Origin of the sequence: Arthrobacter sp. LAPM80 (genome assembly GCF_046736435.1) — a bacterium.
Lineage (GTDB): Bacteria > Actinomycetota > Actinomycetes > Actinomycetales > Micrococcaceae > Specibacter.
In genome coordinates this window covers 163,185-175,258 of sequence record NZ_JBCHVD010000002.1, presented here as the reverse complement: position 1 = coordinate 175,258, position 12,074 = coordinate 163,185, and the positions used below count along the sequence as shown (strand labels likewise).

Sequence of the window (12,074 nt, the reverse complement as noted above, 5' to 3'; positions counted from 1 at the left end):
GCGCGGTTTATCGGTCACCAAATTCCCATGACCACAACGACGTTGCCAAATCGAGAATATAGGGCCCTAAGCGTGAGGGGTGATCCAAGCCCGACGGCGCCTCCACGCAAGAAGTCGGTGCGTAACGCGAAACCATCAAGCGCGCATACTTCGACGTCAACGACGTGTTGTCAGGCCTGCTGACTTGAATCGGTTGCAGGGGCCACAAAGTATCGGCAACGCACTTCATACCTGGCCCGAATATTACGTGAACCTCTGCTCCCCCTCGGCCAGAATCCGCTCGACCGTGACAAAATGCGCCACGCGCCGGGCAAACATCACCCAACACCACCACCAAGAGCAACAGGAAGACGCCGACGAAGAACATAGAGACGAGGGTGCGGGCGCCGGACGCCTTCAAGTTGATCATAGTCTGCCCGATCCCAGCTAGGGCACCCCGATCAACTCCGGAAGCTGCGCCATGAAGACCAGGATGGCCCAGGCGTTGACGAAGCCCACCATGACAGAGCGTGAAATGAAGAGCATCAGTTTCGCCAACCCCGGACAGGCCCATCACCACTGGAAAACTCCGCTCAAGACCTCGGTCTTGAGCCGGCGCGAAGACTTCAAAGTCCCGAACGCTGATTGGCGTTGCTCCGGGGTGGGTGCTGTGACAGAGGATTCCGCCTCTACACGGAGGCGGACTGCGAGCGCCTCATGGTGATGAAGGCCATGAAACCGCTGGGTTTCTGTCGGGAGGAAATGGCTGAGATCCTCTCACTGCTGCCCACTGGCGAAGACGGCGCGGCCGGCTCCGGCACCGGGGTGGCGGACCGCTTGGCTTCCTCCCGCAACAGGGCCATGGACCAGCGCGAGAATATGGTTCGCAACCTCGCCCAAACCTATGAATTCATACAGCTACTGGGCGGCTGACGCGCGTCCCGACCGCGGCAGGCACACCACCAGGGCACCCCCGGCGTCGTACTCCTTCATGCAGGAACAGTCGAGGCGGATGCACCTATGGCTAATCCATGGCGGGCAACTTTCCCGCCGCGACGATTGAGCCAAGCGCCGGCCAACACAGATTCCTTACGTGAGTGACCTTTTAATTGCCGGCGGCAAGATCCTGAGCGCCGCTTATCGCCAACATTGACGCCGCAGGGAAGGTCAACGTCATCGGTGACGGTGTGCAGTTTCTGGGCTTCGACCCGGCGCCCGCGCGGAGGGGCCGAACGCGCTGCGATTGAGCCAGCAGATCGACTTTGCTCACGTGACCGACCCCGCCATCGAGAAGCCTCCGATGGGGTTCCCTGGCAGCTCCAGCGTAGTCATGAACTTCCCCGCCGGGTTGCCGCTGCCCGCCGGCTCCGCCTACGAATAGGTAGTGCTCATGGACGCACGGAGGCTGCCTTCGACCACGTTCTTTGTGCCGGGGCCGGCGGCTTAATCACCACTCAGTGATCCGGCAGGGCATTCGCGCGGGCAATGCCACCATACCAGCGAGCGCTCGGCTTGGGGGTGCGCTGGAAAGTGTGCGGATCCCAGGAAATAAGGCCGAAAGTCGGCCGGAAGCCGCTGGCCCACTCGAAATTGTCCAACAGGCTCCAATGCAAGTATCCGAAGACGTCGATCCCTTCCGTGATAGTCGCCAATACCCCGTCCAGGGCACCGCGTGTGTAGGCGATCCGACGCTCGTCGTCGCCGGTGGCAATTCCGTTCTCGGTCACCATGACAGGTGTGTGCCCGGTGGCCTCCCAGGCGGCGCGAATGCCCTCCGCGGCAGCCGGTGGGTAGAACTCCCAACCGGTCAGCGTCGTTTCCACGTTGTCGGCCACCGGCAACGGTCCGCCCGGCCCCACCCAGGTGCGGGTGTAGGCCTGAACGCCCACGAAATCATCTCCCGCTGCCCGCTCGAGGTACCAGCCTTCCCTCGGATGGCCGTAGCGCTGGACCTCCTCCTCGCTTCCGGGCTCCCCGGTAGGCGCAAACGCCTGCGTCGCCACCGTCCAGCCCGAGCGCAGTCCCGCACCGGAGAGAACCCTGCGGGCGCGAACGTGGGATTCGTAGAGCCGATCAGCGACCAGCAGATCAGGATTCGGCATTGCGTTCGCCACGAGGTTCGCCACGTCTTCGCCGCCGGCCAGCATCGCTGCGATGTTGGGTTCGTTGATGGTGCACACGTACCTCACACCGCTTGAAACTACTGGCAGGGCGGCCTCAACGTAGCGTTCAAACAGCTCAGGGGCGTCGTCTGCGCGCCAAAAACCGTCACGTTGGAACCACCTCGGCACCGTAAAATGCATCAATGTCACGATGGGCTCCACGTCTTTGTCAAGGCAGGCATCCACCATGCGCCGGTAGTGGTCAATTTCCGCCCGCGAGACGAAACCGCGTTCCGGTTCAATGCGGGCCCACTCGATCGAAAACCGATAAGCGTTCAGCCCTAGATCCGCCAGCAGCCTGATGTCCTCGCCAAAGCGGTGGTAGGAGTCCGCCGCGTCGCCGCTGGGTTCAACCACCTTGCTGTCCGGGGCATGCTCCATGGCCCACCAATTGCTGTTGACATTGTTGCCCTCTATTTGGTGGGCTGCCGTTGCAGCACCCCACAGAAAGCCGTTGGGAAATTTCCTGGCTATCATGGCCGCTCCGCCCGGTTGTGCCGACGCGCCCGTTCTTCGTGAGCCCGTGCGGGATTCGGAATTGCTTGAAGCAGCGCCCGCGTGTACTCGTCCTGTGGATCCAGCATGACATCCGTCGTGACACCGCGCTCAACGACCTCACCCTCGTGCAGCACCAGGATGTCGTCGGTGACCAGCCGCGCACTCAGCAGGTCGTGGGTGATGTAGAGCAGGGACACGCCCCGCTCCCGGCGGAGATCCTCGATAAGCTTCAGCACCCCAGCTCGCAGCGACACATCAAGCATCGACACCGGCTCGTCGGCGATGATGACCTGCGGATTGCAGGCCAGTGCCCGGGCGACGACCACACGCTGGCGTTGGCCACCAGAGAGTTGATGCGGCAGTTTCGCCAAGAAGTTCTCTGCAGGGGTAAGCCCTACAGTCTCCAGAAGGTGCCGCACCTCGTTGCGTACGTCCTGGCCTCGCAGCGCGGTGAAATTCCGGATCGGACGGGAAAGCTGGTATTCCACCGTGAGCACCGGGTTCTGCGCTGAGTACGGATCCTGAAAGATCATCTGCACGTCCTCGTGCAGCCTGCGCAGCCGTCGTTGCGGCAACCCAGCAACGTCAAGGTCACCGAAGGCGATTCTGCCTTCCGACGGCTTCTCCACACCCGTGATGAGCTTGGCGATGGTCGATTTGCCCGAACCGGATTGGCCGACGAGCGCGAGTGCCTGGCCCGGTTCCAAGGTAAACGAGACGTTTCGCACCGCGCGGACAGGTGTTTCCCCTCGCCGGGGCGGCGGATAGGTCTTTGAGACGTTCTCAAGCACAAGGCTGTGCGAAGCCCTGCCCGTTGCGGCCTCCGGAGCATTCACCGCCGCTTCCTGGCGAGTGAAATGCTCGAATCCCGGCAATGACACCCTCTCAGCACGCGGATCAGCGTAGTGGCTGAGCAGCATTTTGGTGTAATCATCCTGCGGGTCACTGAGGATTCGGTCGCTTGGGGCATCCTCGACAATGCGTCCCTTGTGCATCACCATGACCCGTTCGGTCGCTTCCAGCACCACCCCCAAATCGTGACTGATCAGAATCGCAGTGAAGCCTTCGGACTCTTGCAAAGTTGTGATCGTGTCCATCACGGCGTGTTGTACCAGCACATCGAGAGCGGTGGTCGGCTCATCGAAAACCATCAGCCGCGGCTCCAGCGACAAGGCAAGCGCGATAGACACGCGCTGGCGCATTCCACCGGAGAGTTCGGCCGGGTAGCGGGCGAGTACCCCGGAGGGCAGCTCGACCTTGTCCACGAGGTACCGTGCACGGTCCCGCCAATCCCCGCGTTCGACGTGCCCGTGCGCGCGGAAGATGTCGGTGAAGTGATGCTCGATGGTGCGCACGGGGTTCAGGGCGTTCATGCCCGACTGCAGCACCATGGCGAAACCACCCTGGCGTTGCCGGCGCAAGGACTCCGGATCCATCTCTCGGATGTCTCGACCATCAAAGACGACGTTCCCTCCGGTTATCACAGCCGGAGGCTTCTGAAGTCGAGTGATGGCAAAACCCAGGGTGGACTTGCCGGACCCAGATTCGCCCACAAGACCGACAAACTCGCCCTTGCGTAGCGAGAAGGAGACCTTGTCTACGGCTTGGACCTGCGGTCCCTCCTCGGATTCATAAGCCACCGACAGGTTTCTCACGTCGAGCAGAAACCCACCCGCCGGGGCTGCGGCATTCGGTTCGCGGCCGGTCACCGTTGAGCTCATAGCTGCACTTCCCTCACGTCCACGTCAAGATTGCCGGCCCCGGGTGCCGTTTCCTTGGACCGGGAGGCATTGCCTTCCGCCTGGCTGGTGGGGGCGGGGGTCCCCTTAGGTCCGCGTCGGCGGCGGGTTCCCGTTTCCCGCAGGCGAGGGTTGCTGATCACATCGACACCGAAATTGATCAGTGTCAAGCTCATAGCCAGAAGTGCGATGCAGAGTCCGGGTGCGAACAACAGCACCCACTGGCCGGTCAGAAGGGCGCTGGAATTTTGTGCCCAGTAGAGCATCGTGCCCCAGCTCACGATGCTGGAATCTCCAAGACCCAGGAATTCAAGTCCAGCTTCCGCGAGGATGGCGGCTGTCGCGGCGCCGAAGAAGCTGCTGGCAATGATCGAGATCATGTTAGGAAGAATCTCGCGGAAGATGATGCGTGGCGCGCTGTCTCCGGAGAATCGAGCGGCTGTCACGAAGTCACGTCCGCGGAGTGACTGTGTCTGGCTGCGCAACACGCGCGCCCCCCACGCCCAGCCCGTGATCACGATCACCACGATGATCACCGCAATGCCGCCGTTCTGCAGGTAGGTCGCGATGACGATCATGAGCGGCAGTGCGGGGATCACCAAAAATAGGTTCACGAAGAAGTTGATGGTGTCACTGACGAAACCCCGCAGATAGCCCCAGCCAAGGCCGATCACCACCGCAACGACGGTCGCAAGGCCGCCCGCGACAACGCCCACAAGCACACTGACGCGGGCACCGGAGATGAGTTGACTGAGAACGTCCTCTCCCGCAGCAGTGGTTCCCAACCAGTGTGCGCCCGACGCATTGGCACTGCGCGGAAAAGTGTTCACGGTGGCGCCATACGGGGCCACTAGAGGGCCGAAGACGGCGGCGAGCACGAAGACGGCAAGGATGATGATGCCCACACGCGCCTTCTTGTTAGAGAAGATCACGGCGAAGGAGTGTGAGAACGAACGGAACGCGTTGGGCTTGGAGCCCGGGCCTTTCGGGATTATTCCCGCTGCTCTGGTGGTCATCGGTGCGTCCTCGGGTCCAGAATTCCGTACAGAATGTCGACTAGGAAGTTTGCGACAAGCACACTGAGGGTGATCATCAAAAACAGTGCCTGCATCAGCGGATAGTCCTGGTTGATCACCGCATTGAAGAGCAGGTAACCGACACCCGGATAACCAAAGACCTGTTCGACGAGAATGGACCCGCCGACCACTCCGCCCAAAGCAAGGCCGAACCCCGTCAGGTTCGGCAGGATCGCGTTGCGGGCGGCGTAGCGCAAGGCGACTGTGCGGCCCTTGAGTCCATTCGCTTCCGCGAATGTGATGTAGTCATCTCCGAGTGTGTTGATCATCGCGTTGCGCATCCCCAGGATCCAGCCGCCAAGCGAGGTGACAAACAGCGTCACCGCCGGCAGGATCGCATGGTAGATCGCATCGCCGAAGAACGAGAAGGAGAAATTGGGTTCCACCGTCGGCGCGTACGCTCCTGAGGTTGGGAACAGGTGTGCCACGTAGCCTAGAAAGAACAACAGCAGCAGTGCAACCCAGAAGTAGGGGAAGGTGCTGAAGAAGCTTCCTGTCAGGGTAGGGACGGTGTCCCGCCATGTGCCGCGACGCCACGCCGCAGCCGCTCCCAACAAGGTGCCGACAATGAACGCGACGATCGTGGTGAGCCCCACGAGAGTGATCGTGTAAGGCAAGGCCCGCAGGACAAGGGATGCCACGGACTCGGGGAAGAACGTGTAGGAGACCCCGAAATTGAGCGTGAGGACCTGGTGCAAGTATTCAACGTACTGCTGCCAGATGTTGCCGGACGGCACACCGAGCTGCGCCTCGATCGCACGTTTGGTCGCAGCCGAGACTGGACCACTTTGCGAGAGTTTGGCTATGGCCGCGTCCGCGGGCGAGCCAGGCATCAACCGCGGCAAGATGAAGTTCAGCGTCACGGCCGCCCACAAGGTGAGCAGGAACAGCCCCACCTTACTTAGCCAGAACCGCAACGTCGGGGACAGGAGGGGCGCGCTGTCCTTGCGCTCCCGTGGCCCGACGCTTGCGTTTGAAATTGCCTCACTCATCAGTGGCCCTCCTTAATTTTTATTCAGGTGGGTAAGGATTGCCAGCGGCGCAACGCCATAAGTTTGCGGCGCCATGTAGGGATCTTGCGCGCTCGGCCAGCCAGTGAACTTCTGCGTGCTGAACAATCCCCATAGTCCCCCGTTGTAGAGCCCAATGACCGGAAGCTGCTGATACATGATCTGCTGCAGTTGGCGGACTATTTGTTTCTGCTTTGCTGGGTCAGTTGTCCCCTGGTACTCGGCGAGCAGCCGGTCGGCATCGGCGCTCTGGAAGCGCTGGAAGTTGTTGGACGCCTGCTTTCCCGACGGCACATAGAACGTCGAGGAGAGCAAGTTGTTGTATGCCTGAAAGACATCGCCACCGCCGGTACCCCCCATTGCCATTTCAAAGTCCCCGTTAGCAAGCGCCGACTGGTAGCCTGCCGGCTGAGGAGCCTTGATCGTGACCTTGATGCCCACGGCAGCGAGTTGCTTGCCCACCTCCTGCACCGCTCTCAGCCAGTCGGAATAGCCGTTGGCTGTGGTGATTGCGAAGGTAAGTTGCTGACCAGCAGAATTCACGAGGCTGTTGCCTTGCAGCGTGTATCCGGCCTTCTTGAAATAATCCAGCGCGGTTTTTTGATCTTGGGTGATCAGTCCGCTGGCGGGGATCGACGGGTCAAGGTAGTTGTTCTGGTTCGGCAGGAGCAGTCCCACTGTCGTGGCAGCCTGCATGTACCCTTCTGATGCGGAGCCTGCGATGCGTGTGCGGTCCAGCGCGTGGGAAATACCTTGGCGCAGGTTCACATTGTTGAACGGTGCCTTGGTCAGGTTGGGGATCAGAGAGATGACCCCGCCCACCGGGAACCACCATTTGTTGCTCGAGTTCGCCTTCCCCCAGGTTCCCTTGACATCGGAGATAAACGCGTACGCCCAATCGTAGCCTTTGGCAACAAGGTCCAGTTGGGTATTAGTCGCGGGAAGCACAATGTGCTCTATCTGCACCTTCTTGGCCTGCCAGTAATTCGGGTTGCGGTCCATTGAATATTGTTGGGGAGCAAACGCCCCCACGGTGAACGGGCCGGTGCCCACGGGATTGGGGTCTTCATAGGTCGTGGGGTTTTCAACGTCTTTCCAGTGGAGCTTCGAGACGATGAGGGTGTTGCCGATGATGGCCACGGCCGGCGAGTCGGGCTTCTTGAGATGAAAGACAACGTGCTCTCCCTTCGCCTCGATGCTTGCCAAGCTCGACCACGCACCGAATGTGTCAAGAGCGGGGAATTTCTTCAAAAGCTCAAACGTAAAGACGACGTCGCCGACGGTCATCTTTTTCCCGTCGCTCCAGCTGACGCCCGATCGGATCGTCATATCGATCGTTGACGCGTCTGGCTGCGTGTACTTCGATGCGAGCCAAGGCGTCAGCTCGCCGTCCAGCGGATTTTGCAAGAGAAGCGGCTCGAACACATAGTTGGTGGCCGTGCGCTTGTTGGGCAGAAACGGGTTGAAAACCCTTTGAAAGGTGGGAGAGCCCGTGTCTCCGGATACCAGCATGGTGCCCGAGCCAAGCGACGGATCGGGTTGGGAATGGATTTGAATATTGCAGCCGCCTAGAGCAGCCGCCATAACGAGAGCAAGAACGAGGGCAAGAGCGGAGCGGCTTCCTCCGTGCACTGACTTAGGCGAGACTCGGAACGGGAGCATTTGTGCCTCTTTCGCCTGCGAAAAATCGCCAACGTAAATCGCACTACCTGTTGCCGCCAACTCTAGCCACTTGCCTTTCCCCCGGCAATGGAAAGACGAGACTTGGCTAAAGTGCTCCCGAAATGGGGAACCTCGGAACGCGTTTTCGAGAGGCCAGTAACTCCAGATGGAAAAGAGTGAGGATAAATGGACGCAAAGGAATCGGACAGTCTTGAACTCATGGATCAGGTCAAATCGACAGATCACTTCCGATCGACACCCGGCAGTCCGCCTTGTTTGGCACGCCCTGATTGGCGGTCCCTGGACGGACTGGCGGTGTGCCCGGCGTCGGGCTTCCACTTAACCAAGCCGCATCCTCAATTTAGAGGACCAAGAATTCCGCGTCGGCCTCCGCCTCTGGACAGCATCTTCAAATTGCGCAACCATGGGCCCATCAGTTCGTGAACGAGACCATCGGTGGATCGCTACGAGTCGACCACCCACCCTGCCAGGAAGACGGAAGTGCGATGAGCCAAAATTTCAAAGTAGGAGACCGGGTGAGCTGGGACTCGGAAGCCGGGCGGGTTTCGGGAAAAATCATTAAAGTTCACACGAAGGATTTCCTCTATAAGGGACATCAACGGCGCGCCAGCACGGATGACCCCCAGTATGAGATTGAAAGTGAGAAGACTGACCACGTCGCAGCGCACAAGGGCGAGGCGTTGCGCAAACTCAAGTAGTGCAGGCATAGGAAAGCCCCAGCGAAGTGGTAACAGGGGCCCTAGCCATTATTACTCCGCTGCGGGGAAGCCTGCCCTGCCCTGTTGTACCGTGGGCAAATGGGCAAGCAGGAACCGCTTCGATGGTCGCCACGATGGTGCGTGGCGCACTCACGGAAGGTCCATGGGCAGTGGCCAAAGCACCCGGGCATGGTGCCCCTCAGCTGTTCACGATCGGTCATTCAACCCGGGATTTCGACGATCTGCTCGCTATGCTGCGCACCAACGGAGTGACTGGGTTGGTTGATGTGCGTTCGTTTCCAGCGTCGCGGAAGTATCCCCAGTGGAACCAGGCCGCGATCAAGGCTGCGTTGCCGGCAGACATCAAATACCGGTGGTTCAGGGACCTTGGGGGCCGGAGGTACACGCCCGTGGGGGTGGCCACTCCCAATGGCGGGTGGCGGGTCAAGGCTTTCCGCGATTACGCAGACTACATGGCCAGCGCAGAGTTCCACTCAGGCCTCGTTGAGTTGCTGCAGGCCACCAGCGAGTCGGTGCCTGCCATCATGTGCAGCGAGGCCGTGCCATGGCGGTGCCACCGGCGGCTCATCACGGATGCGCTGATCGTCGAGGGGGTGGAAGTGTTCCACATTATGTCGGCCACCTCGACCAAGCCCGCAGAACTGACCCCGTTCGCATCGGTGCAGGACGGGAAAATCACTTATCCCGCATAAGAGTGACCACGGGTGTGGACGTGCCGGCAGCTACCTCAGGAATTTGCGCCCCGGCCACCGGGCCACGGTCCCGGGCACGGTCATGAAGGCGTTGTAGTCCACGCCGGGCACGGCGCCCCGCCCTATCCTCTGTGCCAGCAGCTCAAAGGTGGGCTCGATCAGGGAGTGCATCACGTTCTCGTCGTAATCCTTGAGCACCAGATAGTTCCCCCGTGAGCTGGCCGCACCTAGCAGTTGAGGGTGATGCGGGTAGATGTTCTGTCCTTCCCCAAAACATGCGGCTCCCAGGACTCGAACAGGGCCCGCCCATCCAGCATGAACCCGCGTGCCCCAAAACCCCTGTAGTCGTCCTTGCCCCAAGGACGACGCCGTTCCCCACCACCAGTACGTAACCCTCCCCTGCCGTTGTGGGAATGTCCAAGCCACAATCCAGCATAGGGTCCAGGGCCAGCACGATATCCACCTTCCTGTCTTCACCCCTCCTTGGGCACTGGCAGCGGTGAGCGCTGCTGCGGAGGCTGAGGCAGCGGTGCCGCGACAGCCCGTCAGCTCGGCGATCTCCGCTACCAGCTACTGTGCCGTGGCTGCCAAGGAATCATTTGCCCACAGAACCCGGACAGCGTCTGCCAGAGCCAACGTTCCGGGGTCGGGCCTCCACCGCTGGAGGCCGGGTACCGCCACGGGTGCCAGATGATGAGTGGCGGGGGCTTCTGTCGTGGTCATCGGGTGCATCTGTTTTTATGGGTGGGTTGGTTTTTATGGGTGGGGCAAAAGTATGGTCTCGATTCTGTGTGCGGAGCAGCCTTACCCTGGTTCGGTGCGCCGCATGCCCCACACCTAGAACGGTAGGATCGGTGCCACGACTACGGGAAATCTTCTGGAGGGTGGCACCATGGGACAGCAGGCAGGCACAGTGCAACAAACCAAGGACTTGACGCGGCAGATCGTGGTGGGCGCCAGCGCGGTCGTCGCCGTTGTCGGTTCCTTCATCGGTTCCGGCGCCGCAGGAGGCACCGAGATCCAGAATGCCTCCAACGGGGCTCTGGCTGCCGATGCGACCCTCATTGCCCCGGACGGACCGGCGTTTTCCATCTGGATCGTTATTTATCTTGGCCTGGTGGCCTACGCCGTGTGGCAGTTCCTGCCTGCCCAAAGGACTGCGAGCCGCCACCGCTTGCTGGGTTACCCGGCAGCAGCATCACTGCTGCTGAACGCGGCCTGGATACTGAGCATCCAATTTGATCTACTCTGGCTCAGCATCCCGATCATCATCGCCCTGTTGGCAGTGCTGGCTCGAATCTTCGTGCTCCTGCAGCGCCATGAACCGCTGAACACGCTGGATGCGGTCATTACGGATGGCACCATGGGCCTGTACCTGGGGTGGGTGTGCGTGGCCACAGCGGCGAACATTGCTGCCGTGCTGGTGGCTTCCGGCTTTGCTGGTTTTGGCTTGGCCGCAAATGCCTGGGCGGTGCTGGTTCTCGCAGCGGCGGCCGCCATCGGCATCGCCTTGGCCATCTACGGCCGGGGCCGGCTCGCACCTTCAACCTCACTGTGCTGGGGCCTGGCCTGGGTGGCCGTGGCACGCTTGGGCGGGGATTTGCTTTCCACCCCGGCAGCCATCACGGCCATAGTGGGGGCGGTGCTGGTTCTAGCCGTGACGGTTGCCACCCGCACGCGCGATGTACGGGGTTAGCATGAGGGGCATGTGCACAGCCTGGGATCCCACGTCGACACTGAATCCCCTGCGACCCTCCCCCGGACGGAACAGTTGGACCTGGCCAGCCGGACACTACTGCCCGGGCTCATCGACCCGCACATGCATTCCTCCATGGTCCAACTCAACGACTGGGTCGATGTGAGCCCAATGGGCAGGCCCAGCGCCGATGATGTGTTTGCCGCGCTCCGCGACGCGCCTGCTGTGTCGACAAGCTGGTTCCCGACCGTCCGCTTCTGGTGCTGGCAAGCAATGGGCACATCGCGTACGTGAATTTGGCGGCGCTGGCCCCGGCCGGAGGGGACAGGAACACCCCCGACCCGCCGGCCGGACGCTACACCCGCGACGAGCGCGGCGAACTGACCGGCCGCCTCGAGGAGTCATCGGCCTTAGGCGCCTTCGGCCAAGGGATCCCCTTCGTCACCGGCTAAGCTGCCACAACCCGCATCCGCGAACTCTTGTGGCATGCCGCAGGCAAGGGCGTCACCCTGCTCCATGACGGTGGCATCGGATCAATTGACGGCGCCACCGACCTGGCCGGCCTCCAGAACGCCATCGACGCCGATTCACCCGTGCGCTACCGGGGAATGCTCGTTTCCACCGCCTATGACGCGTGGATGGAGATGGGACTGCACCCCGGATTCGGCGACGGCCTCTTCAGGGTGGACGGCATCAAGGCTTGGTCCGACGGCTCTAACCAGGCCGGCACGGGCTTCCAAGGCAACCCTATCTGGGCAGGAAAAGCCGCGGCACGCTGAATTATTCACCGGAGCAACTGGCCGAAGTGGTCCTGAGCGCC

At 61.3% G+C, this 12,074-nt stretch carries 12 protein-coding genes and 2 pseudogenes; 7 read left to right on the top strand and 7 right to left on the bottom strand.

Translation table 11 applies throughout. The features are described from left to right. Window positions 1-429: 429 nt before the first annotated feature. Window positions 430-540 (bottom strand): annotated as a pseudogene (locus tag AAGW05_RS03145) (SulP family inorganic anion transporter); the annotation flags it as partial. 171 nt (window positions 541-711) lie between these two features. Here AAGW05_RS03145 and AAGW05_RS03140 point away from each other — a divergent pair. Together AAGW05_RS03140 and AAGW05_RS03135 are read left to right on the top strand one after the other, a co-directional pair. After that, the gene (locus AAGW05_RS03140; RefSeq protein ID WP_411803017.1) at window positions 712-912 is read left to right on the top strand and encodes a hypothetical protein; all 201 of its coding nucleotides are present in this window, start codon (window positions 712-714) and stop codon (window positions 910-912) included. Window positions 913-1,222: 310 nt separating this feature from the next. Beyond that, window positions 1,223-1,360, top strand: coding sequence for a hypothetical protein (locus tag AAGW05_RS03135; RefSeq protein ID WP_411803016.1), 138 nt, complete (start codon window positions 1,223-1,225; stop codon window positions 1,358-1,360). A gap of 73 nt (window positions 1,361-1,433) precedes the next feature. On the opposite strand, the gene AAGW05_RS03130 is transcribed toward AAGW05_RS03135, so the two are convergent. Genes AAGW05_RS03130 through AAGW05_RS03110 form a run of 5 tightly spaced genes read right to left on the bottom strand, consistent with a single transcriptional unit; the run spans window position 1,434 to window position 8,048 of the window. Next, complete coding sequence (locus AAGW05_RS03130) at window positions 1,434-2,618, bottom strand: glycoside hydrolase family 1 protein (RefSeq protein WP_411803014.1); 1,185 nt, start codon at window positions 2,616-2,618, stop codon at window positions 1,434-1,436. Continuing rightward, complete coding sequence (locus AAGW05_RS03125; protein ID WP_411803012.1) at window positions 2,615-4,360, bottom strand: ABC transporter ATP-binding protein; 1,746 nt, start codon at window positions 4,358-4,360, stop codon at window positions 2,615-2,617. The genes AAGW05_RS03130 and AAGW05_RS03125 overlap by 4 nt, the downstream gene beginning before the upstream one ends. Then, the gene (locus AAGW05_RS03120; protein WP_411803011.1) at window positions 4,357-5,394 is read right to left on the bottom strand and encodes an ABC transporter permease; all 1,038 of its coding nucleotides are present in this window, start codon (window positions 5,392-5,394) and stop codon (window positions 4,357-4,359) included. Before AAGW05_RS03120 ends, AAGW05_RS03125 begins: the two co-directional genes overlap by 4 nt. Then, the gene (locus AAGW05_RS03115) at window positions 5,391-6,446 is read right to left on the bottom strand and encodes an ABC transporter permease (RefSeq protein ID WP_411803009.1); all 1,056 of its coding nucleotides are present in this window, start codon (window positions 6,444-6,446) and stop codon (window positions 5,391-5,393) included. The genes AAGW05_RS03120 and AAGW05_RS03115 overlap by 4 nt, the downstream gene beginning before the upstream one ends. A gap of 12 nt (window positions 6,447-6,458) precedes the next feature. Then, window positions 6,459-8,048 carry an ABC transporter substrate-binding protein gene (locus AAGW05_RS03110; RefSeq protein ID WP_411803008.1) on the bottom strand — a complete coding sequence of 530 codons (1,590 nt, stop codon included), beginning with the start codon at window positions 8,046-8,048 and terminating at the stop codon, window positions 6,459-6,461. 518 nt (window positions 8,049-8,566) lie between these two features. On the opposite strand from AAGW05_RS03110, the gene AAGW05_RS03105 reads away from it, so the two are divergent. Continuing rightward, complete coding sequence (locus tag AAGW05_RS03105) at window positions 8,567-8,845, top strand: DUF2945 domain-containing protein (protein ID WP_411803007.1); 279 nt, start codon at window positions 8,567-8,569, stop codon at window positions 8,843-8,845. Window positions 8,846-8,967: 122 nt separating this feature from the next. Then, a complete protein-coding gene (locus tag AAGW05_RS03100) occupies window positions 8,968-9,558 on the top strand; it encodes a DUF488 family protein (protein ID WP_411803006.1) in 591 nt (196 codons plus the stop codon). Between the two features lie 30 nt (window positions 9,559-9,588). Here AAGW05_RS03100 and AAGW05_RS03095 read toward each other — a convergent pair whose 3' ends face one another. Beyond that, window positions 9,589-9,756 carry a hypothetical protein gene (locus AAGW05_RS03095; RefSeq protein WP_411803004.1) on the bottom strand — a complete coding sequence of 56 codons (168 nt, stop codon included), beginning with the start codon at window positions 9,754-9,756 and terminating at the stop codon, window positions 9,589-9,591. Between the two features lie 694 nt (window positions 9,757-10,450). Between AAGW05_RS03095 and AAGW05_RS03090 the strand changes: the two genes are divergently transcribed. The 3 genes and pseudogenes from AAGW05_RS03090 to AAGW05_RS03080 all read left to right on the top strand — a co-directional run bounded on the left by AAGW05_RS03090 (window position 10,451) and on the right by AAGW05_RS03080 (window position 12,033). Beyond that, window positions 10,451-11,254 (top strand): tryptophan-rich sensory protein, encoded by an 804-nt coding sequence (locus AAGW05_RS03090; RefSeq protein WP_411803003.1) that lies wholly within the window; start codon window positions 10,451-10,453, stop codon window positions 11,252-11,254. A 123-nt stretch (window positions 11,255-11,377) separates the two neighbouring features. Continuing rightward, window positions 11,378-11,706: pseudogene (locus AAGW05_RS03085) on the top strand (amidohydrolase family protein). Window positions 11,707-11,733: 27 nt separating this feature from the next. Next, on the top strand, window positions 11,734-12,033 hold the full coding sequence (locus tag AAGW05_RS03080) for a hypothetical protein (RefSeq protein WP_411803002.1): 300 nt from the start codon (window positions 11,734-11,736) through the stop codon (window positions 12,031-12,033). Window positions 12,034-12,074: the final 41 nt, after the last annotated feature.

Coding starts and splice junctions, on each gene's coding strand:
- AAGW05_RS03140 (WP_411803017.1), top strand. CDS start 712: ATGAAACCGCTGGGTTTCTGTCGGGAGGAAATGGCTGAGATCCTCTCA.
- AAGW05_RS03130 (WP_411803014.1), bottom strand. CDS start 2,618: ATGATAGCCAGGAAATTTCCCAACGGCTTTCTGTGGGGTGCTGCAACG.
- AAGW05_RS03125 (WP_411803012.1), bottom strand. CDS start 4,360: ATGAGCTCAACGGTGACCGGCCGCGAACCGAATGCCGCAGCCCCGGCG.
- AAGW05_RS03120 (WP_411803011.1), bottom strand. CDS start 5,394: ATGACCACCAGAGCAGCGGGAATAATCCCGAAAGGCCCGGGCTCCAAG.
- AAGW05_RS03115 (WP_411803009.1), bottom strand. CDS start 6,446: ATGAGTGAGGCAATTTCAAACGCAAGCGTCGGGCCACGGGAGCGCAAG.
- AAGW05_RS03110 (WP_411803008.1), bottom strand. CDS start 8,048: ATGGCGGCTGCTCTAGGCGGCTGCAATATTCAAATCCATTCCCAACCC.
- AAGW05_RS03100 (WP_411803006.1), top strand. CDS start 8,968: ATGGTCGCCACGATGGTGCGTGGCGCACTCACGGAAGGTCCATGGGCA.
- AAGW05_RS03090 (WP_411803003.1), top strand. CDS start 10,451: ATGGGACAGCAGGCAGGCACAGTGCAACAAACCAAGGACTTGACGCGG.